Genomic DNA, 22,417 nt, shown 5'->3' with positions numbered 1-22,417 from the left:
GTATCCTCCCTGAAAATTTGAAGTGATTAGAAGCTCTTTGTCAATCCTGCATAGAGTGTTCGCCCGGGCAGTGAAGGGGTGTAGTCCAGTCGCTTTTCATCGAATATGTTGTCGATGCCCAATTGAACTGTCGCGACTTTGCGGATGTGTTGGGATATGGAGATGTGCCAGAGGTCATAACCCGGTGCATATTCTTCTGGTGCATCTAAGATGGTATTTAAGTTGCGGTCGCGATAACCGTATCGCCCCCGATAAATACCGCGCAAACTCCCGCTAAAACCGAGTTTCTCATTGTGGAAAAAGAATCGCATCGTGGCCGTGTGTTTTGAGCGATTGTACAAACCGCCGTATTCAGATATTTCAACGTGGCGCAGCTTGTTGGTTTCTGTGTCAATTTTTACAATTTGATCGGCTTCGATTTTGTCCAGGACTTCTCGATCCCCGGTTTCCAAATACTGATAGCCGGCGGATAGGGTCACGTCTGAGAATGGGTTTAGTGTGAGTTCGCTTTCTATGCCTTTTGTAAAGACGCGATTGAGGTTGAAATAGGTATAGACACTTTGTCCGCTCATTTTGCGCGCGATGGGCGAGGCTTCGATGAGGTCCTGTACGTTATTGTGGAAGAAATTGATTTTGGCGGATATACTGCCTCGCGGGGCGATTTCAATGCCTCCGTTATACGAAACCGCACTTTCGGCGCGGATCTGTTCCAGTGATTCAACATCTTGCAAGATGGCGGCAATACGGCCTTCGCGTTGTAGTAATGCCAGGCCTTCGCGCATGTATGTTGATCCCAACACGGAATAACCCACGGAGGGATTTGTAAAATCCAGATACAATTGCTGAAAGGTGGGTGCTTTGAAGCCGCTGCCGATAGAGGCGCGGAGACGCAGAGAGGGTATTGGTTTGATGAGGAGTGCTGCTTTGGGGCTTAAACGGGTTGCGTAATCGCTGTGTGCATCAATGCGTCCGCTGAGGACGATGTTGAGCCATGTGGTGGGCAACCATTCTTCTTGAAGAAAAGCAAAGGCATTTTGCGAGGTTTGTCGCCCACCTGTGATGCGGTCTGCTTTGACCGATTCCCAAATGCCTCCTGCGCCCACTGTGATCAGATTTGTTTTTCCTATGAGCTTTTGGGCCTGTAATTCGGCTTTGTGATAGTTTTGGGTGAAAGTTGAGGCAGAGTAGGTCTCGCCACTGTTGCGATAGGTGAGCTCGCTTTTGGTGTGGTACCTGGTGGTATAAAATTTTCCCGTTATCTGGAAATCGGGTGTCCATTGAAAGACGATTTTGGGATTGATATTCCAATCCGTCAATCGCGCATCGCTGTGGATGGCCTCTATCGCACCGTTTGCGTAGATTTCATCAAGGCTGTATTGGTCTTCTACAAATACCCGCGCTGCAAGCGATAGCGTGGTTCGAGGATTGGGGCGGTAAACGATTTTGGGATTTGCCGTATAGGTGACATATTCAGGCGCGGTTGGAGAAATCGTTTCGGGGGTGTGGTCATATCCGTCACTCTGGCTTCTGTCAATAAAGAATGAGGTCCCGATATTGCGTTGGTGGGTTTCTAATTCGCCAGTGAAATTCAAGGAGCCGAAGCTGCCATAGCGCGGACGCACAGATATGGAGAATGGTTTTTCAGGCATTCGCGTGATGAGGTTGATCACCCCGGCGAGTGCCTCACTGCCATAGAGCGACGATGTTGGTCCTTTGACGATTTCTACTTGCTCGAGATTGTTCACCAAAAAGCGGTCCAGATCGAGCGTTCCCGCTGTGCGGCCGATGATGGGTTCGCCATCCAGGAGAATAAGCGTATAATCGGGGTCAAAGCCCTGCATCTGAACGCCCATGCCGTGATCGGATATGACGGCAAGCCCGGTTTGTTCGGCCAGCAGGCCTCTCAAATTTATTACGCCAGATGCATCGATTTCTCGTTTGGTAATGACCTGTGTTTGGATGGGTGCATTTTCGACTTTGCGAGACGATTTGGTGCCTGTGACAACAATTGGCGGCAATGCAATGGTTTCGGGTGTCAACGCGATGGTCATTCGCGCGGTGGTGTTTGTCGAGATTTTTATCTCTTTTTCCACGAGATGATATCCTACCAGGCGCGCTATAAGGACGTAATCACCAGCTTGCACATTGTTGAAAGAAAACCGCCCTGTCGATGAGCTCACAGTTCCCAATGGTGTATTTGCAATGGTGATATTCACATTGGGTAGCGGCGTTCTTTCAGATGTTTGCACCACTCCCTGAATCTGACCCGTTTCATGTTTTGCCGCAACGGCATTGCATTGCCAGGTCAGAAAGAGGAGCAATCCAATCCATTTTATTCCATCCAGTACGTATCTCATAAGAGCCTCTTTTCCAGATATTGTTGCTGGAAATAGTATTGGTTTAGTTGAGATGAATATGTTGCGGGTTGTAATGTATTTGAGGCAAGGGTGGTAGTATTGTATCTGAAAAGTCATCGCATTCTTTTGGAAAGTCGTCGCATTCTTTTTGTGTGGGTAAAATGCCTGCGACCTCGCAGTCTTCGATAAATTCCAGGCGTTCCTGAGCGCTGGCGAGGCTGTCGCTCATAAGGCAAAATTCATCTGTGGGAAGCACCAGTGTTGTGGATCCATAATTGACCGTAATATGCGATGCCTCAATCGTGCCCTGTTCGATCTGACTGTGTATTGCAAAAATCGATTGGCACAATTTTGCGAAGCAAGTGAGGCACATGCAGATATTGACATAGCCGTAAAAGAGGCAGATGTGGTCCTCTTTGTAGCGATAAATACAGATTGGGTGTGTGCCTTCGGTGTTGTTCGCCAGGATTTGTGGATTGTCCATTGCGTGTTCCTCCAAATAGTTTGTGATTTGGTTATAGTTGGATGGGGTGGGCGATCTTTTTTTGCACTCGCTGCCCAAATTGTGCGCCAGAATGAGTGCCATCAAGAGTGTCCAGATGAAAACGCCAGAGGGGATGCACAGCAATACGGATGCCCCACTGCTCACGAAAATGAGAGTTTTGGTTGTCAAGTTACAGGCTCCTCTTTGACTCTGGACGAAGGCCACATTGCACTGCGCCACAATAAATAGAACCAACCGATGATGGCCCCAAAAGTGAGGGCTGCGAAAATTGCGATAGTAGCCCACACGCCCGTTGGTGTATCGGGCAGAGACGATGCAATTGGTGGGCCGGGTATTGCGCCCGGTCCCTCAAATACGGTTTTGTAAGTGGTATTGTCCCACATTGCGATTTGCAATTGAAGCGGAGTATTGGGTTTTGTGGTGAGGGTGACCGTTGGTGCAGATGCCATTCCTTTCAAATTGACGGATTCGCCCTCCAATTCGCCTATAGAAACTCCTTTGTAATTTGGAAAACCTTTGCCCAAAAACTTTGCGGTGAGTCGCATGCCTTCTGATGGATTGCAAGGAACTGCACAGGTCATTTTTATTTGATAGGGGCCAACGGGTTGCTCGGTGATGACAAAGGGCGGGGCGGTTTGGACACCGTACCGGTAAATGCCTTCAATTGTGGAGAACACTGCAACAATAAAATATGCCAGTGTGAGAATGAAGGACACGGTTGCACCGCGCAGCCACGGAAATGTTCGTGCAGGAATAGATTTCTTGCGCACTACCCATAGGTACGTACCTGCTAAAATTGAAAACGACAGCACCAATCCAAAAATGCACCAGATGATTTTGGTTGCGAGACCGCCGAAATAGCCAAAGTGAAGAGGATCTACCAGATCTGTAATGAAAGGTATGGCTGCGAGGTCTGCGCTGTGTTGGATGGCAATAACTTCGCCGCTAAATGGATGCAACAGTATTTTGTTGGCTCGGTCTCTGACGAGTGGATTGCCCGCTTGTCCGTCCAAATAGACCGGTGCGCCAATGCGGGTTGGCAGGCGCAGGGACCGGATTGTTAGGCCGGGAAACGCCGCCTGGGCGCGTTTTGTGTATTCGTTGGGTGCGTGCAACGCGGGCTGTGGACCGTAATTGTCGAGTGATGTTTTATCGACCTGAGGAAGAGGCGGTGGCAGCAGTGCTTTGTAGTTGTCTGCGGCTTGAAAACACACTTCAACAAAGTAGAACACGCCTGTAGCCGCACTCAGGAAGACGAATATGAGCACCCATATTCCCGTGGTTTTGTGCAGGTCTGACCAGAGCCTGCGCGGTCCTCGATCTGCGCGTAGTGAGAACAATTGTTTGAGCCAGCCTTTGTAAAAAAAGAATCCAGATAGACTTGATACGAGTAATGTAAATGCGGTGAGCGTGACGAGGACGATGCCTCGCGTGCCGTCAAAAAAACGCCGGTGAAAAGTGCGAAAAAAACGCTGCACATTAAAAAAACTGGTATGGCCTTTTAGTACGCCGGTATATGGATCGAGATAGACTTTTCGCGTTTGTCCGTTTAGGGATACATACGCCAGGGCAGCAAAACCATTGCCTTCGGGTGCATAAATGCCCGACGCGAGTCCGTCGGGAAACTCATCGCCCAATGTTTTGTACATTGCACTCCAATCATAAGGCGCGTTGCGGGTTTCGACGCGCATGGCGGGATTGAGCAACCAATCTATTTCATGGGATAGAGTGGCAAATGATCCGGAAAAGCAGACCACAAAAAGCAGCAAGCCAGTGTTTAGCCCCAACCAGCCGTGCAGGCGAAAAAGTATCTTGCGCCAATTCATTTTGCCGTTCTATCCCGTTAGATGCCGTGTTACTCAGGCCTTTTTTAATCAGAATTGATAGCGGACGGTCGTGTCAAAGCTTCTGGGCGTGCCTCTAAACCCACCGATGCGACCGCCATAACCGCCCGGGAAATATTCTTTACCTGTGAGGTTGTGTAAATTGACGGCGATTTTGAATCGGTCGTAGCGGATGAATATGCCACCGTTGACGACAAAGTAAGAAGGCAGGTTGTCGTCTGTTTGGAACGTCGTGCGCTCGCTGAGATAACTGCCGCCCAGGGCGAAACCGATTTGAGAAGCTGGAGAAAGTGGCATATCATAGCGAGACCAGAATCCGATGGTGTTTTTTGGGTTATTTGGGTTCTTTTTTCCGACATTGTCCGGGTTGGTGTCTTTGGTAATTTCGGCTTTGAGGCTGCGCGCAAAACTGCCGTGTACACTCCAGCGGTCGGTGATAATACCGGCCATGTCGAGTTCGAAACCCTGGCTTTGAATTTCGCCGACCTGAACTCTGCGATCTGGCATGTCTTCGGGCGGGTTTGGATCTCTGAGAATGACATTTTCCTTGGTGATGTGATAAAGCGCGAGGGTGGTATTAAAACGGTTGTCTAAGAATGACGATTTCGCGCCGCCTTCTATTGTCCAGCTGTTTTCAGGATCAAAGGGACCGCCATATCGGTCGGGGTCAAATGTGTAGCTGGAACGGACGGGTTCAAATCCCTGGCTATAACTCAGATAGGTCGAGATTGACGGGATGAGCTTGAACACCGCACCGCCGCGCAAAGACCACTGAGAGTCGCTGGCCCGGTTGTTCGATCCTTCTTCGGCTTTGTCTTCGAATGAGTCGTAGCGGGCACCTATCAGCACGTTGAGCTTATTACCGAGGGCGATCTGGTCTTGAAGATAAAAACCGAAGGCCGAGATGCGGTTGTTGAGGCGCGTGGTCAATTGGGAAATGCCCCGCGGAATATCTGCCCCGTAATAGGAATATTTGAGTGGGTTGTTTGCTTGCGCGAAAACGGGATTAAAGATATTGATATTGGGCACCGGCCCGCCCCGGCTGGCGTCTCGAGCGGTTGCAAAGCGGTAAAGACCTTCTGTGAGGGTGTATTCCACGCCCGAGAGTACCGTGTGGTTGATTGATGCGGCGTTGATATCGTAGATCAGGTTTGCGTTGACGGCTCGCTGCTGTTTTTCGCGATACTGATCTCGGAATTCTCGCAGCATGGTTTCGCCGTCGGCGAGCAGGCCGCGGGGTTCGTGATATTCTTGCCGCCGTTGGTTGGTCAGGTAACTGGCCGAAACGTCAAATTTGAGGTGGTCTGAAAATCGGTGGTCTGCGCGGAGGCGATAGACATAGGCTTCGATGCTGATAAAATCGTCGGGTTCGTTGACCGTATAATCAAGCGGGAGATCGACGAGTTCGTGGTTGAAAAAGGGGACGCCTCTATTGCGATGGCCTTTATTGAGTTCGTCAAACCATTCGCCGTTTATTGAAATAGATGTGCGGTCTGTAGGCAGCCATATGAAACCGCCGTTGAAGGACGAGTAAATGAATTGTTCGTGTTGGCGGAATCCATCATCATTGGCATGGTTGACGTTGATTTTGTAGAGCAGTTTACCAAAACCAGGGGTTACGGGTACGGGTCCTGTTGAAGAGAAGTTTGCCTGAGATTTTGAATAGGATCCGAGCGTAAGCTTGAGTTCGTTTTTTTGTCGCGCACTCGGTTGTTTGGTAATGACGTTAATAAATCCACCGGGTCGCGATTGCCCATAGAGCGCGCCAGCAGGACCTTTGACCACTTCGACGCGTTCTACGTCGTCTAAGCGCATTCGGTTGAAGAAGCCGTGTACCTGATTGAGACCGTTTTGCTTGACTGCGCCGTCTCCTGTGGTGCGAAAGCCGCGCATGTTAAAGTCGAGGTATTCGCTGAAGGGATTGACACCACTGACGTTTTGCAGCACGTCGGTGAGATAGGTCAGTCCCTGGTCTTCGACGAGATCGCCATTGATGATTTGGACGGACTGGGGCAAGTCGCGCAAAGCGGTGTTGGTGCGCGTTGCAGTGGTGCGGTCTGAGGCATACCCTTCTTCGACAACTGTGATTTCATTGAGGATGTATGGCGTGTCTTCAATGAGGGTGATTGCGATTTTGGGGACTTGCTTTGGGGTGACAGATACGGTTTGTTCAATGGTTTTATAACCGAGATAACTCGCGATCAGGACATGGTCTCCGTGCGGCACATTGGGAATCACAAAATACCCCTGGTTATCTGCCACAGCACCCAGGCGCGTGTTTTTGAGCACAATGCTCGCACCGGGAAGTGGATTATTTTTTTGATCTAAAACTTGTCCGCGAATAGTATTTGTTTGTGCGAGGACCGGTGTTGAATAGATCGCGAAAACAACGAGCAATAGTAACCGATAAAAATTTGACATGTTGATTCTCCGCATTGATGAGATATTGGGGTTGAGAATTTTAAAAATCTGTACAACTCCATTTTCTTTTTGCATCTATAGTGCATAAATTTTATGTTTAAAACATGCTGCGCCTCCTTTGGGGTGTGGCTCTCTGCCATCGGTTTTCTGCTTTGACGGGCGATAACCGGTGGCATTTTTGTTTTTTGTGCAGACCGCTACAATGATTGCAGAAAGGCGAGCAGTGCGTCGCGGTCTGTTTTGGACAAGTTTCGCACGGCTTCGCGCGATTGTTCGGCTTCGCCGCCGTGGAACATAATGGCTTCGAGCAAGGTTCTGGCTCTGCCATCGTGTAAGTAGGCCGGAACGCCGCTGACGGTTTCCGTGAGTCCAATGCCCCACAGTGGGGGCGTTTTCCACTCGCGACCATCGGCTTCGTAGTCCGGACGATTATCGGCGAGGGCTTCGCCCATGTCGTGGAGCAACAAATCAGTGTAGGGGTGAATGGTTTGATTCGATAGCGACGAGATGCTGTGGTTGTCTGTTTTAAATGTGGTGGTATGGCAGTTTGCACAACCGGTTGATTCAAAGAGTGCTTCGCCTCGCAATGCCTGTGGATCATCCCACAGACGCCGCGCGGGCACGGCGAGGGTTTGTAAGTAAAATGTAGTGATATCCAGTATTTCTTCTGAGATTTCCGGATCGTCGTTGCGGCCGTCGTGCTGGGGCTGTCCCAGGACGGATTCCTGAGGGAAATAGGGGTTAGTAACGCCCATGTCTTCGTTGTATGCGCCGGCAGTTTGTTGCAAAAGATCGGGGTTGTTGGCTTTCAGGCCAAAGCGCCCCAGTTCCATTTGGCCCGTTCGGAAATTGTACACATAATTGGGGCGGCCCGATATGCCGTCCCGGTTGGCATCTCCAGGATCCGATAGGGCGAGAATATCGGCCTCGGAGATGGCTTCCAGGAGGCCGCGTCCAAATACGGGTGGGGCCATGCGCGCAGAGAGGAGTACGCCCGCGGGCAGTGGTTGATATGCGTCAACAATGGTGTAGATGGGGTGTTTTAGATAAACTTGTTCGCCATCGGATAGGGTTTCTGTTGTTTCATAAAAGCTGACTTGAACACGCGCTTCGAGTGCGACGCTATAGTTTGAGCGGTCGCCGAGTTGGACGCCAAAGCCGGGAACGGGTACAGGACCGCCATGCGGGGTGAATCCGGGCAGGCTGACGCGCATGAGCATGGAGCCGACAAAGGGCGGTTCAGCGCCGAATGCACCGCGGCCTCGCCCGTCGCGCAGATGACATCCCACGCAAGAGGTGTGGCTAAATACGGGACCCAATCCGGGGTTGACGTCTGCAGGAGCCGTGACAAAGATCTGTTCAAAGGCGAAATCACCCGCAAAAAATTTGTCGAGTTCGTCGGGTGAAAGTGTCGGTATGGGCATTTCAAAAGCCTGGCTGGTTGCGTCAAAGACGGTTGCCGCCTCCCCGCCAGATAGGGCACTGTCAGGAGAAGGAACGATATCGGGACCAGCAGGCTTGTCGCTGCCACACGCCCAAAAGAACAGGATTGCGGCTATGGTGTGTAAAATTTGGCGATTTATTTTCATGATTTACGAAAGACGCGGAACGGTTTATGACACAAAGAATAGTCTGCCCAACTCCGCCTCAGGACGGCGGAGTTGGGGGGCTTCTCACGTTTCACATTCTATTGTTCTGCTAATACCAGACGCATAACATCCCCTTCGAGCGTTTGTTGCAAGGTTGCAATGGCCTGTTGTGCCGCTGTTATTTGCGCGGCATCGGTGGCGAGGGCGTCGCGGAATGGGAAGGAGATTTTGCCAATTTCTGTGATGGTTGCCTGAATTTCCGCTTTGACACGCTGGTCGAGGGCGGAGTCTTTGCTTTTGACAAATTCATCGAGGCCCATTGCTTCAACATTGTACCCCCCTTCATAAACATTTCGAATGCTGCGCATGTTGTCTTGAAAATCGAGGAGAGAGTTAAAGCTGAATTGCGATTCCACCAGACGCGTATCTTGCTCGGTAAAGGGATCGGCAATTTTGCCATTTCCGACTTCGTCGGCAATGCCGATCATGCCGTTGACCATTTCTTGGGCAGCGGCTTTTTGCGTGGTGTAGGCACTGCTTCCAGCGCCGGCATTGGCCACCTCTGCGCGGAAGTTTTCGCCGGATGCAATCCAACTCGTGTGCAAGTCTGTTGCCGCATCTTCGAGCAATTCTGTTGCCGCGATCAAATAATCGTATTGGCGCGGGGTGAAGTCGTCGATGGTTTTGCTGCCGCCTTCGTCAAAGAGCAAAAATTCAATGGTGTGAAATCCCTTGAGTTCGTTGGCGAGGTTGTTTACGGATTCTTTAGTCAAAGGATCGCTGCTGGCCAGGACGGCTTCGAGGTCCGTGCGGTTGACGGGCCAGGAATCCAGCGCGGGGTCATAGCCGCTGAAATCAACGGGTCCAAACAAAAAACCCTCGCTTTGTTCCCAGGGCGTACGCGCGGCCACCCATTTTGCTCGGGCTGTTCCCAGCGTAGCTGACGAGGGATTGTTTTTGAGATTCGTCACCGCGGTGAGGAGGTCTGTGGAGACGTCGGCAAGGTGTTTGTAGGTCGGGATAACTGTTTTGTCGGCAAAGTCGGTCAAGATGGGTGAAAAATCGTATCCAGGTTCTGGTTCTGGCGCGACCGGATTTTCGCCCTTGCTGCCGCAGGCCGCGAGGGATAGGGCGAGGATGATACTGAGGGTAATGTGTCTCATGGTGATTCTCCTTGAAAATTAGAATTGAAAACCGAGTGCAAAACTGGCGGTGTTTTCGCCGTTGAAGTTGTCCGTACCCAGACGCCGCATGGCATAGTCGCCTTTCAGGACGACGGCGTTGCCCATGGTGTAGTTGATGCCGAGCGTGTAAACGCGGCGTTGGAAGCGTGGGTTGTCAAAAAAGTTCTGTGGCATTTCGGCCATTGTGTCGTAGCTGTCAAATCGAAAGAACAGATGGCATTGATCCTCCTTGCGCGAAGTGAAAAAGGGCATGATGTCGTACCCGGCTTCGGCGTAAAATGCATACGCGGCACTGGCAACGGGCGTTCTCAAGACGTCGAGGTTGTTGGACAATGTGCGGTTGCGCTCGCTGACAATGTCCGCATTTTGCAGGTTTCCGTAGAGGTACATGCCCTGTGCGCGGAAGCGGTTGTATCGCAGCACAGCGTGAACGTCAAAAATGGATACATAGGCGTCCGCATCTTTCATGTCGGGTTTGGGGCGGTTGTCGGCGCTGTTGCCGCGATAGCCCGATACGCCAAAGGTGAGGCCATCGATGAGGCGGTAGTCCAACCGACCCACAAGGGCCATGTTGGTTGCGCGGACTTCTTCAAAGCGCGTTTGATGCCCGCCCACTATCCAGTTTTGCGAATCGAAGCCCGTGGCGTCTAAGCCGTTGACGAGTTGGAGTTGATAGGTCAGGCGATTGGTATGCCCACTGATTTCAATACCTGTTTCGTGCCATATTGCCGGAATAACCGCGGTTTCCGATTCGGGGCGTCGAGTGCCGAAAAAGTCCGTGGGATGGTATTGCTCTGTGGTGAGACCCACCGCGACGTAGAAGTGGCCCAGGCGGATGTTGAAGGCGTCGCTAAATTCGCGTTTGATGTAGAGTTCTTCGAGGATGACTTCTCCGCCTTTTTCCACTTCGGTTTCGTATTCGCCAAATTCCTCGTATTCGATTTCGAGGGCACCACCCGTACCGCCGTGTTCGATTTCCACTTCGGTTTCCAGTTCGACACCGCGCAGCAGACGCAGTTCCATTTCGAGTGCCAAACGCGCGATATCTATGGTGGCGCGGCTATCTGGCGGCGAACCCGCTGGGCCGCTTTTCTGGTCGGGACCGTAATCGAAGTGGGAGTAGATGAGTTCACCATATCCCGTGAATTTGATTTTGGGCGCTGACTTCTGGTCTTCTGCCATGATGCTTATGGGCAGCGCGAGCGTTAGACAGATGCTAAATAAAAAACGTCGGTTCATAAACCTCCCCTGTGTGAATATTGACGCTTAAAAAGCGTGCTGTTATATTGTATCCTGCAAGCGCAGAGGGTTTGATCTCTCTGTCGCATGCGCGCGGGTGATCGGTGATGGCCGGCAAGTCAGAACCGATCACCCTTTTTTATGTGCGATGTAGGCGACGCTTTCTGGTGCGCCACCAGATGATCAGGCCGGAGATGGACAGACCGATCAGGCCCCAGGCGGCGATGTCGTAGAGATAGACAAACCAGTCGGCGAAGAAATAACCCGTGTGAATTTGGTGTATGATCGTGTAGAGGTCGCGTCCGGGTTTTGCGGATTGGCCTACAGAGGCCCAGGTTTTTCCGCCGTTGGAACTGGTAAGCAGACCGCCTGAGGTCCACAGGTTCAAGTTTTGGGTGGAGCCTATGCCAATGCGCTGGAGGCGAACGCCTTCGGCAAGGGGCATAAATCCGAGGCCGACTTGTTCCCATACGATGCCGCCGTCGGTTGAGCGAATGAGGCCCAGGTCTTCGAGGACGACGTAAATGTGGTCGGGGTTGTCGGGTGCATAGGCGATGTCCACGGCGCGTTCTGCCGCGAAGAGCATGGGGACTTCGGTCCAGGTTTTGCCGCCGTTTTCAGAGGAATAAAGAGCCGAGCGCGTGCCGCGATAGAGGTGTTGGGGATCGCGGGGGTCAACCGCAAATGAGAGGGTGCGTTCAGAGGGCGCGCCGAGCAGGCCGGGGTGATTGAGCAAAAAACCCGAGACGGCGAGGAGTGATAAAAATATGAGTGCGCCGATGCCGACATAGCGATGGAGTTTGCGGAAAAATTCGGCGCGTTTTTTGCGCGTTTTGGGCTGTTCTTTGTGAAGCGGGATGGTTTTGCTCCTGCGCGTGGAGGCTTCAGGTGTAGCACTCATTGGGATTCTTTTTCCGTGTAAATGACATCGAGGACGGTGAGAACTCTCTTGACGCCCGCATTTAAGGCGCGTACCGAGAGAGTGGCACCGCTGATGCCGATGATGTCGCGGTTGAGGCGAATGTGATGATTGATATTTTTATTTGTATATTGGGTCAAGAATCGCTGGCGCTTGACCTGACCGCCTCGCGATTCTCGATAGACCATAATCCATACACCGCCAACGCGGTGGTCGGGTTTGACTTTGACGATGAAGGTGATGGGTTTGTAGAGGCCAATTTGATTCGCAATGATCGCGTATCCCTGATGTCGGTCATTTTTTTTTGCCTGAAAAATCGTGAAATCGGGTTCTTCGAGGCGCCACCCCAACCGCCGTTCAATGCGCTGGCGTTCTTGTGGGGTTGGGGTCCAGACTTCGCTCCAGAGCGTGTCTGCATCTGGGAAGGCTTTTTTTAGAGCCTGTTCTTCTGTGAGATATACAGTGATAGCCTCTGGGCCATCGGGACCTTGCGCGAATCCGAGTCCCGACAGGAGGCAGACCATGATACAAAATACATACTTATTTTTTATCACTGTTTTCTCTAACTTCTTTTTTTAAAAATACGATGCAATCGAAAAGAAGAGGCGTCCAATGCCGTCGCCTTTGTCGCCATTTGCCGGCGTTTTATAGGTGGTGTTGTAATCCAGCTTGAAAGCCGTGTCTTCAACGGGGCGGAAGTTCACGCCCAAGGTGATCCCGTATTCCGAATCGCCAGTTATCGAGGTATCAAAATCGACCCAGTCCCAGCGCGCAATGGCTGTGAACACGGATTCTGATAAGAAATGATCGTGCCCAAAGTGAAAGTTGGTCTGTGCATAAGCACCGCGCTGGTCGCCGTTAAATCCATCGGCGGTGGCCTGTCCGTATTCGCCCTGAAGTTCAAAGGGTCCCTGTGTAAATTGCGCATCGGCACCGAAGATGGAGAGGCGGTTGTTGTCCGCATCGTCGTATTTGCCCGTGTGGAAAGATGCGCCGAGGTCAATGCCCAGGCGCGGGCTGAAGCCGAACCGTCCGACGAGTGCTTTGTCGTGGTTGTTGTCCGATTTTTGGCTGCCCCGTCCGCTCCGAATGCGGAGTTTGCCGCCGGAGTTGACTTTTTCGTTGAATCCGTTGACGAGGTAGATTTCATAAGTTGCCACAGAGAGTTCAGAGGGATAAAAAGTGCCAAAGAAGCCCATTCCCGCCTCTGAGAGGGTGGATGGCATGATCTGACGGTTCACGGTGGGGCGTTCGGTAAGGTCGTTGAGCGGGCTGTCGTGCAGGAGGTTGAAGCGCCCGAGAGGGGAGAGTATGACACCGCCCCGATAGTTGAAGGCTTCTTTAAAGGTGAAGTCCATGATGGCGAATTCGAGTTTGATTTCGCCATCGGTGTTGCTGCCGCCTTTGACGAGACCACCGTGTTCAAATTCGATTTCGCACGAAACGTGAATTCGGTCGGTGATTTCCGAAAAGATGAAGGGGATGAAACGGTGCTGGTCAAAGGTGCTGTCTTTTCCTTCTGTCCATTCAAATTCGTGGTCAATATATCCGCCGATAGCTACATTTCTGCCCATGCGTTTGATATAGGGTTTGTCGTATATGCTGCCGGGCAATTCGGGTCGTTTGTCTTCCTCGGCTATGGTGGGTAGTGCAAATACCAGAGATAGAAACGAAACGAGCAGTTTAAAGCGCATGCTTTTCTCCTGGGTGAAACACAAGACCATTCAAAGTGGGTTGACATGATGCGCGGGAAACCCTACTTTGAATGCGAGTTGTGCTTTTGGTGTGACTCAGACCATCTTCCGCCGGGCTGGCAGCTCTTGAAACGGGAGATGGTCTTTTTTGTTTGATGGTCTATAAAAATGTTTTACTAATAAAACAATCGCCCAACAAATAAAACAAATGTTGGGCTTATGTCAACATTTTTTTTAATAATTCAGGGAATGTGTCAACATATTTTTTAATAATTGATGTTACGCAGTTTGTCGAAAAGTACGCCATTTTTGCACAATAATATAGAGTTCTGTGTAAGATCAGTTATTAGTCTATTCCGATTTTTAGTTGGAAAGCACCCGAATGAATGAGTGAATCACCCGTACACTAAAATCGGTCGGGCCACCAAACGTGTGGATGACCGAGTGGACAGAGGCCTTCCAGTACAGGAATAATTTCCTCAGTTACCGAAACATCGGGTTCAATGGCAAGATCTTCAATGCTTCGCCGCCCCATCATCAGTTGGATCAGCTTGTCCTGCGGTGTCTCAAGGTGGAAGGCGTTAGCCCGGCTGTTGGTGTGTGCAAAGCAGCCCCGATCAATTTCCAAACAATCCTGTCCCAGATCTGTCGAGATTAGAATCTTTCCACTCCACTGTGAGAGATGGGCAGAGCGCCGAAGACGTTTTTCCAACTCACCAGTGATCTTTTTTAAGGTACTCGATTGGTTGATAATCCGCATCATGCCCAGGTGGTTCTTGGGAGTATAGGTATTTGTCCGGCAGCCATAGCGTCTGCAGAAGATGGCGAAGGGATGGTCTGCGGGTATTGAGCACTTAATCCGCGTTGTTGCACCAGAGTGGTTCGCGCGGTCCGCGAGAAAGCGGACAACTGTCTCAAAAATCGCTCTTTTCTGAAACCCAATATCGCAAAGGATACAGTTTCCCTCAATCATGTTTCTAACAACATCCAGACCACCGCAGACGAAATACCCAATCACCTCACCGGCTTCGTTCAGGACAACATAAGGGTCAGCGACAACCCCAAAGTCACCCGTCGTCGCGAATTCTTTCCAACCGATTTCTTTTTTTAACAGCGTCCCCGTTCGTTCAGCGTTGTTTGCTGCGTAGAGATCCAATATTTTCGGCGCGTCCTCTGTCTCAAATTTTCGGATCTGATATGTAGATGCAGCTGCTTGCACTTCTTCTGTATCAAATTCCACGTATGTTTCCGGCAGAACTGTCGCATAGCCAAATTTATGGTAGAAGTTTGGAATACCAAAGAGCATGGAGACATCGAATCCGTTCTCGGTCATGTACGCCATGGTGTGCTCCATGACGCGCCGAGAGTATCCCTTGTTGCGATGTTCCTCCTTCGTGCCGACCCCGCAGATGCCACCCATCTTGAGTTGTGCAGACCCGAATCGCATGTGGTATTCACGGAGCCCAACTGAACTCACTTTTTCCTCGTCTTCAGTTGAAAGCCAGAATGCCCAGTTTTTTAAAGCCGGTCGAGACACTCTATGCGTAATATCATAGCGGTCAATTTTCATCGAAGCACCTCTATTGCTGCAACTGTTATTCTCACACATTACATTTGGGACTTCAGAGTCGCTCATTCGCGGTCGATTCCCGGTTTTGCATCGCCACGAAGTGGCGTTCCACCCGGCCTGTCGCCAGCATCGTACCGATGAGCAGTAACCATAGAACAAAGGCTGGCCCACTGAAATGATGTATACCAACCGTCGCGTCTAACCATATAAATTGCATAGCGATGCCGATAACCGCAGATGCGGGTGCGATATATCTGAGCTGACCGCCGACTTTCCACTGGTACCGCGCCGTGAGGATGAGCGCCAATCCAGCCGCCGAGAAACCAATTTTGCCGGTAAACCATCGCAGGTATTCGGTCGTCTCTGCCGTGGCGGTCACTTCTGGTGCAATGGCAACAAGCGTGATTGTACACACCCCGGAAATGATCGTAAAAAGCCCAGACACAGCGAACAGCACCGGTACCAGAGGCGTACCCAGTCGCGCCTTGATAATCCAAGTTTGCGACAAAAACCACGCACCTGCAACCAGCGCAACCCCCGAGAGCAGCCTGCCAGCACCTCCCGTAGCGTAAAGGCCACCACTCTCTGAGATCGCGACGAGCGATTCAGCAAACGTGGGCTGATCCGCGTCGACGGCGACTCGTCCAATAACGGCAACACCTGTTGCTAACGCAGTCAATATCAGAGACAGCCCACCTTTGCGAGCGTTGGAATCCGGTGACCGATCGGCTATCGCTTCGGCCGAAGTTGATGGATGTGATGATTCTTTCATAATGATACTCCTTTTATGTGGATATAGTTGTTTGCACATCTTCCGTATCAAGTTCCACCCATGTCTCCGGCAGCACTGTTGCATAGGGTAGGTAGGCGATATAGAACAAAGAATTCAAAGCCATTCATGGTTAGCGGAATCAATCCGTCCAGCTCAGCACCTCTTCGAGGGGTTTGCGTCTCGGTTCTGGTATTTCATCGGGATATCCAGTATAGAAAAATCCGATGATGTATTCGTTCTCGGTATCTACATCCAGCAATTTGCAGGTGTTTTCTTCCAGGGTAATCGGCCCCGTGCTCCACTGCATGCCAATCCCTTCTGCCCAAGCAGCCAACTGTACATTTTGCATGGCGCAACACGCGGCTGCATAGTCTTCTCTGTTCTTGATTTCATCGCCATCTTGCAAACAGGCCACTGCAATAATTGTGGGCTTTGACATGAACTTGGTATAACCGGCTTCTTTTAATATGCGCCTGGCCTCGTCGCTGGCATCTTCAGCGGCTTTTGCTTCTTGTATTTCGCTGTAGCGTTGCGCCAGTATTTCTTTGGTTTCTTCTCCCAGGACTACAAATCGCCACGGTTCTGTCAAATGGTGATTGGGTGCCCAAAGACCGGCTTCAAAGATTTTTTCTATCACATCTTTGGACACACCGCCCGGTTTGAACTTAAAAATTGTGCGCCGCGTGTGAATAGCTTCCAAAACGTCCATTGCTTTCCTCCTGTTGGATTTCTATAAAAAGTGACCAAAAAAGTCTTAAAATTTGGTTTGGCAGCAGTCTTTTTTGTTTGGTGATCTATAAAATTGTTTTATTAGTAAAACACTCGCCCAATAAGCAAAACAAATGTTGGGCTTATGTCAACAAGTTTTTTTATTTTTTTCTCAAATTATGATAAGTCAGATTAATTTAGCTTGGCGATTAACTGAAAAGGGTTGAATTTTCGGAGCAAGTACCTATTATAGCGCAGTGTTTTTTCGATCTCAATGCGAGGAGAGCAAAATGCCTGATAGATTAAAGGTCGCTGTTATTGGTGCGAGTGGCATTGGGCAGCACCACGCGCGATGGCACCATTTGTCGGGGTCTCAGGTGGTGGCATTTGTGGGTACTTCGGCAGCGTCGTGTGCAAAGACCCAGGAGCAATTGCAGGCGTATTTTGGATTTGATGGACGCGCTTATACAGATGTAGCGCAGATGCTGGCGGCTGAACAGCCCGATGTGGTCGATGTTTCAAGTCCTTTTCATCTGCATAAAGACCATGCAATTATGGCTCTGGAGAGTGGGTGCCATGTGGTGTGTGAAAAGCCTTTGTGCTGGGATGTGGATAGGCGTCTGGATGATATTTTGGCCGATGGACGGGCTGTGGTGCATGCGGCGGATCAGGCGGGCAGATCTCTGGTGATGTCCGCACAATATCCCGCGGGGATTTCAGTTTATCGCGATTTTTACACGCGTGTGCGAGGGACATGGGATGCGATTGATTCGCTTGAGATGGAGATGGAGGTGAAGGGGCGCGGGGGACCAAAGGCGCGGGAGGATATCTGGATTGATGTGGCTTCCCATCCGTTGAGTTTGGTTCTGGGGTTTTTGCCAGGGGGAGAAATCGATTGGGCAACGGCTTCGTGTGCAATAGGCGAGCGGGAAAATCGCGCGAGTTTTGAGGTGATTACACCCGGGGGACGATGCGATGTGCGGTTTGTTTTGCGCGATATCGATGAGGGGGTTCCCGTGCGGCAATTTGGCGTCAATGGCTTTTTGGTGAATTGGGAGGGGTTTGCCGATGATGAGGGTATTTATCGCGCGCGATTGGTCCACGGAGACGAGGCTGTGATTTGCCGCGATTTTATGCATATTTTAATCGATGAATTTGGCAAGCATGTACGAGGGGAAGGTGGACGGGTTGTTGTTTCTGGTGCGGATGCTTTGGTGAATTTGCAGTATCAAATTGTCCTGTTAAAGCAGGCGGATTGGTCTGTATGAGTGCGCGTTCAGACATTGGGGTGGTGATTACCGCGCACAATTACGGTCATTATCTCGCCGCGTGTTTGGAATCGGTTTTGTCACAGACGCTTTTGCCCCGTCAGGTGCTGGTGGTTGACGATGCGAGTGAAGACGATACGGCAGATGTTGTCGCATCATTTTCCGGTGTGCAGTACTGTCGCGTGGATTTTCGCAATGGCAACCGCGCTCGAAATTTTGGGTTTTTGAAGGTTTCGACTGCTTATGTTGCGTTTTTCGATGCGGATAATGTGATGATGCCGCGCTTTTTAGATGTGCTCTACAGCGCATTGGAAGAGGTTCCCCACGCGACATTTGCTTATGGCGATCGCATTGTGTTTGCCGATGGCGATTTACAGCAGGGCGAACGCGAGGTGTCTGGCCCGTTTGATGTGCGGCGATTGCGCGCCGGAAATTATATCGATCTCGCCGCGTTGATTCGAGCTGATAGTTTTCCCGGATTCGATCCCGCTGTGCGCCGATATCAGGATTGGGATTTGTGGCTGAATATCGCGCTCAAACAGGGGGGTATTGGGCAGTATGTGCCCGGGGCATTATATTATTATCGGGTGCATCCACACAGTGTAAGTCAGCGGGAAGACCGGGATCGGGCGATGTGGCGTATCCGCAGAAAATACCATCTCGGATGGGGCGCGCTACCCCTGCTGCGCCATTCTTTCAAGCTCTATCAATTCGCGCGGAAGACGAAGTCGTTTTGGACGGGGTGAAGCGGTTAGGGCGAACTTCTGACTGGTGCTATCTTGACATGATGCGGTGTAGGCGTTACTTTTTCCGTGTGTGTAAGATACACCTCTTGTAAAGGTTACAGAAAGGTGGGGATTGTTATGTCATTCGATATTGCTGCAATTGCCAATGCCGATTACATCGACGCGATGTATGAGAAATACAAACAAGACCCAGATCTGGTGGATGAAAGATGGCATATATTTTTTGCTGGTTTTGATTTGGGGATGCAACGCGATGAGGCTGAAGTGACTCCAGATATGTCAGATGAAAGCCAGGCGGAGAAAGAGGCGATGGCGTTTCTCGATGCTTATGACACGTTGGAAGAATACACCCGCATGGACGCGAATAGGCAGCAGGGCGCTCTGGCTCTGGTCAATGCGTATCGCACATGGGGGCACCTGGTCGCCGATATCGCGCCGATGAGTTATACGCGCCCACCGTATCCGCTGTTGGAGTTGTCGGAATACGGCTTTACAGAAGAGGACCTGGATCAAATTGTCGGCAATGGCGGATTTCTCGGCCCTACGGACGGTACGTTGCGCGATCTCGTGGCAAAGCTCAGGCAAACATATTGCGGTCCTGTGGCGGTAGAATACACCGATATACCGTATAAGAGCCAGCACGAGTGGTTGGAACAGCGCATGGAGCCGATCTTAAATTCGCCGAAATTCAGTGCGGAACAATGCCGGGATCTGTTGAGGCTATTGATCGAAGCACAGGAGTTTGAACAATTTTTGCATGTTAAATATATCGGGAAAAAGCGATTTTCTATTGAAGGCGGCGAAGCGCTTATCCCGATGTTGCACGCGCTTATTGAAACTGGGGCCGCGTTAAATGTCGAAGAAATGGTGATGGGGATGGCGCATCGCGGCAGGCTCAATGTGCTCTCGCATGTCATGCAGAAACCCTATCCGGAGATATTCAGTGAATTTGAGGGCGTTGAGATTGGTGAAGGGTCGGGCGATGTAAAATACCACATGGGTTTTGCCCATGAGTATGTCACGCGCGATGGTCATACGGTGCATTTGGGGTTGACGCCCAACCCGAGTCATCTCGAGTTGGTCAATCCCGTGATTGAGGGCATTGTTTGTACGAAGCAAGAGACAAAAGGCGATGTTCAGCACGAGCATATCGTACCGTTGATTATCCACGGCGATGCCGCTTTTGCCGGGCAGGGCATTGTGCCAGAGACGATATGCTTGTCCCATCTGGATGGCTATGATAATGGAGGTACGATTCATATTGTTGTGAATAACCAGATTGGTTTTACCGCATTGCCCCGGGAATCCCGTTTTACAGCGTATCCAACAGATGTGGCAAAGATTGTTAAGATGCCCATTTTTCACGTCAATGCCGATGATCCCGAAGCTGTGGTACACGCGGCGCGCATGGCTATGGCTTATCGCCAGGCGGTGAAGAACGATGTGATTATCGACCTGTGGTGTTATCGCCGATACGGTCACAATGAATCCGACGATCCCGTTTTCACTCAGCCTCTGCAATCTGCTGAGATCGCCGAGCATCCAACGGTTGTCGATCTGTATTCGAGGCGTTTGATTGAGCAAAATATCGCAACAGAAGATGATGTCGATGCGATGAAGCAAGGTGTGCGCGAGAAGCTCGAGGCTGCATTCGTCGATGCCAAAGATCAAAAGACAAAACCGCGTGAGCCAGCATTTGGAGGCGCGTGGAAGGGATTTGGGAAGGCGGGCGCAGATCGCACGGCAAAAACCGCGGTGAATAGAGAGAAGTTGATCGATATTGCCCAAAAGGCGACGACGGTGCCCGAGGAATTTAACGCTTATCGCAAATTGATGCGCCAACTCGATTACCGCATGCAAATGGTCCACGACAAGGTGGGGATGGACTGGGGCTGCGCGGAGATGCTCGCGTTTGGCAGTTTGTTAGTGGATGGGTTTCCGGTGCGATTGGCCGGGCAAGATTCTCAGCGGGGTACATTTAGTCACCGGCAAGCGGTGTGGCACGATATTGAAAATGGCGCAATTTATTCACCGCTGAACCATCTATCGGATGATCAGGGTGGTTTCAGGGTCTATAATACGATGCTTTCGGAGTTGGCGGTGCTGGGCTTTGAGTTTGGCGTGAGTTATGCCAATCCCAATAAATTGACGATCTGGGAAGCTCAGTTTGGCGATTTTGCCAATGGCGCGCAGATGATTATCGATCAGTTTATTTCCAGTTCAGAGGCCAAATGGCAGAAGATGAGCGGGCTGGTGATGCTGTTGCCACACGGGTTTGAAGGCCAGGGCCCAGAGCATTCGAGTGCGCGGTTAGAGCGGTTTCAGGCGCTGTGTGCCGAAGACAATATGCAGGTGGGCTGCCCCACGTTGCCCGCGCAGTATTTTCATTTGCTGCGCCGCCAGATGTTGCGCGCATTTCGCAAGCCTCTCGTTTTGATGATGCCAAAGAGTTTGTTGCGGCACAAAGAGTCGATTTCAACGCTCGAGGATTTGTCCGAGGGGGCGTTTTATCCCGTTTTAGACGATCCCGCACAGCCCGATCCCGGCGGTGTGAAGCGCGTTGTTTTCTGTACGGGTAAGGTCTTTTTTGACTTAAAAGAGGGGCGGGATAAAAAGGACGAGGAACGGCTTGCACTGGTGCGGATTGAGGAGCACTATCCCTTTCCTTGGGACGAGGTGGGTGCTATACTCGAGAAGTACGGCGATGCGGATATTTTCTGGGGACAGGAGGAGCCGCAAAATATGGGTAGTTGGGATTTTATGGAGCCAAAACTCCGCAGGTTGCTCGATAACAAAAAGCCAGTGCGCTATCTGGGACGAAAGCCCACGGCTGCAACGGCCACGGGTATTCAGTCGGTGCATTTGGCCGAACAGCAAGAGATCGTGGAGACGGCTCTGGATTTTTCTTAGGGAGGCGCGTACATGCCTGTTGATGTGGTTTTGCCCGAATTGGGAGAGTCAGTGACCGATGCCATTCTGGTCGAGTGGTTGAAATCGGATGGCGAGGCCGTGGCGGTAGATGAACCCCTTGCGGTTATTGAAACGGATAAAGCCGATGTCGAATTGCCCGCGCCTTCGGCGGGTGTGTTGCAGACGCTGAAGGCCGATGGCGATACGATTGAGGTCGGCGAGACTATTGCCACAATAGATGAGGATGGTGAAGCCGTCTCAAAGGCCGACGTATCGAAGAAGGCCGATTCACCTGAAGAGCCTGTACAGGCCGATGGTTTGAGTCCGGCAGTGCGCCGATTGGTGACAGAGCACGATCTCGATCCCGCGGCGATTACAGGGACGGGAAAAGACGGGCGATTGACCAAAGGAGATGTGCTGGCGTATCTCGATTCAGAAGTGTCTGAAGTACCCGATCCGCCTGTTTCTGAACCCGAAGCTCCTGCACCACCTCCTGCTGCCGCTGTTACGGGCGATGGGGAGCGGCGCGAACCCATGAGCCAAATTCGCACGCGCATTGCCGAGCGTCTGGTTTCTGCACAGCAGACAGCGGCGATGTTGACGACGTTTAATGAAGTAGATATGAGCGGTATTTTTGATCTGCGCGCCAAATACAAAGAGATGTTCGCAGATGTACACGGCATCTCTCTGG

Annotated in this window: 17 protein-coding genes; 4 read left to right on the top strand and 13 right to left on the bottom strand. The window is 51.1% G+C overall.

Annotated elements, in window-relative coordinates; all coding sequences use genetic code 11:
• Positions 1-26 precede the first annotated feature (26 nt).
• From OXG87_13575 to OXG87_13515, 13 genes are all read right to left on the bottom strand, one after another.
• Positions 27-2,357, bottom strand: a complete 2,331-nt coding sequence (locus OXG87_13575) for a TonB-dependent receptor (GenBank protein MCY3870585.1) — start codon at positions 2,355-2,357, stop codon at positions 27-29.
• A gap of 43 nt (positions 2,358-2,400) precedes the next feature.
• Entirely contained in the window at positions 2,401-3,030 is a 630-nt protein-coding gene (locus OXG87_13570; protein ID MCY3870584.1) for a hypothetical protein, read from the bottom strand.
• Positions 3,027-4,688 carry a PepSY-associated TM helix domain-containing protein gene (locus tag OXG87_13565; GenBank protein ID MCY3870583.1) on the bottom strand — a complete coding sequence of 554 codons (1,662 nt, stop codon included), beginning with the start codon at positions 4,686-4,688 and terminating at the stop codon, positions 3,027-3,029. Before OXG87_13565 ends, OXG87_13570 begins: the two co-directional genes overlap by 4 nt.
• A gap of 48 nt (positions 4,689-4,736) precedes the next feature.
• A complete protein-coding gene (locus OXG87_13560; protein ID MCY3870582.1) occupies positions 4,737-7,127 on the bottom strand; it encodes a TonB-dependent receptor in 2,391 nt (796 codons plus the stop codon).
• Positions 7,128-7,324: 197 nt separating this feature from the next.
• Positions 7,325-8,716, bottom strand: a complete 1,392-nt coding sequence (locus OXG87_13555; GenBank protein ID MCY3870581.1) for a c-type cytochrome — start codon at positions 8,714-8,716, stop codon at positions 7,325-7,327.
• A 98-nt stretch (positions 8,717-8,814) separates the two neighbouring features.
• On the bottom strand, positions 8,815-9,879 hold the full coding sequence (locus tag OXG87_13550) for a peptidase M75 (GenBank protein ID MCY3870580.1): 1,065 nt from the start codon (positions 9,877-9,879) through the stop codon (positions 8,815-8,817).
• An 18-nt stretch (positions 9,880-9,897) separates the two neighbouring features.
• A complete protein-coding gene (locus OXG87_13545; protein ID MCY3870579.1) occupies positions 9,898-11,139 on the bottom strand; it encodes an outer membrane beta-barrel protein in 1,242 nt (413 codons plus the stop codon).
• Positions 11,140-11,278: 139 nt separating this feature from the next.
• Positions 11,279-12,040 carry a PepSY-associated TM helix domain-containing protein gene (locus tag OXG87_13540; GenBank protein ID MCY3870578.1) on the bottom strand — a complete coding sequence of 254 codons (762 nt, stop codon included), beginning with the start codon at positions 12,038-12,040 and terminating at the stop codon, positions 11,279-11,281.
• A complete protein-coding gene (locus OXG87_13535) occupies positions 12,037-12,612 on the bottom strand; it encodes an FMN-binding protein (protein ID MCY3870577.1) in 576 nt (191 codons plus the stop codon). The genes OXG87_13540 and OXG87_13535 overlap by 4 nt, the downstream gene beginning before the upstream one ends.
• A gap of 21 nt (positions 12,613-12,633) precedes the next feature.
• On the bottom strand, positions 12,634-13,752 hold the full coding sequence (locus tag OXG87_13530; protein ID MCY3870576.1) for a hypothetical protein: 1,119 nt from the start codon (positions 13,750-13,752) through the stop codon (positions 12,634-12,636).
• A gap of 406 nt (positions 13,753-14,158) precedes the next feature.
• Positions 14,159-15,322, bottom strand: coding sequence for a GNAT family N-acetyltransferase (locus OXG87_13525; protein MCY3870575.1), 1,164 nt, complete (start codon positions 15,320-15,322; stop codon positions 14,159-14,161).
• Positions 15,323-15,374: 52 nt separating this feature from the next.
• Entirely contained in the window at positions 15,375-16,094 is a 720-nt protein-coding gene (locus tag OXG87_13520; GenBank protein ID MCY3870574.1) for a hypothetical protein, read from the bottom strand.
• A gap of 139 nt (positions 16,095-16,233) precedes the next feature.
• A complete protein-coding gene (locus tag OXG87_13515; GenBank protein ID MCY3870573.1) occupies positions 16,234-16,803 on the bottom strand; it encodes a nitroreductase in 570 nt (189 codons plus the stop codon).
• A 289-nt stretch (positions 16,804-17,092) separates the two neighbouring features.
• Here OXG87_13515 and OXG87_13510 point away from each other — a divergent pair, with 289 nt between their 5' ends.
• The 4 genes from OXG87_13510 to OXG87_13495 all read left to right on the top strand — a co-directional run.
• Positions 17,093-18,070: a Gfo/Idh/MocA family oxidoreductase gene (locus OXG87_13510; protein MCY3870572.1), complete on the top strand. Its 978-nt coding sequence runs from the start codon at positions 17,093-17,095 to the stop codon at positions 18,068-18,070.
• Positions 18,067-18,816, top strand: coding sequence for a glycosyltransferase family 2 protein (locus tag OXG87_13505; protein MCY3870571.1), 750 nt, complete (start codon positions 18,067-18,069; stop codon positions 18,814-18,816). Before OXG87_13510 ends, OXG87_13505 begins: the two co-directional genes overlap by 4 nt.
• Before the next feature lie 117 nt (positions 18,817-18,933).
• Positions 18,934-21,726: a 2-oxoglutarate dehydrogenase E1 component gene (locus OXG87_13500; GenBank protein MCY3870570.1), complete on the top strand. Its 2,793-nt coding sequence runs from the start codon at positions 18,934-18,936 to the stop codon at positions 21,724-21,726.
• A gap of 12 nt (positions 21,727-21,738) precedes the next feature.
• Positions 21,739-22,417, top strand: a 679-nt coding sequence (locus OXG87_13495) for an E3 binding domain-containing protein (GenBank protein MCY3870569.1), incomplete at its 3' end; no start/stop codon positions are given.

It is taken from the genome of Gemmatimonadota bacterium (assembly GCA_026706845.1).
Lineage (GTDB): Bacteria > Latescibacterota > UBA2968 > UBA2968 > UBA2968 > VXRD01.
The sequence above is the reverse complement of the archived record's forward strand: the minus strand, read 5'-3'. Positions and strand labels throughout refer to the sequence as shown.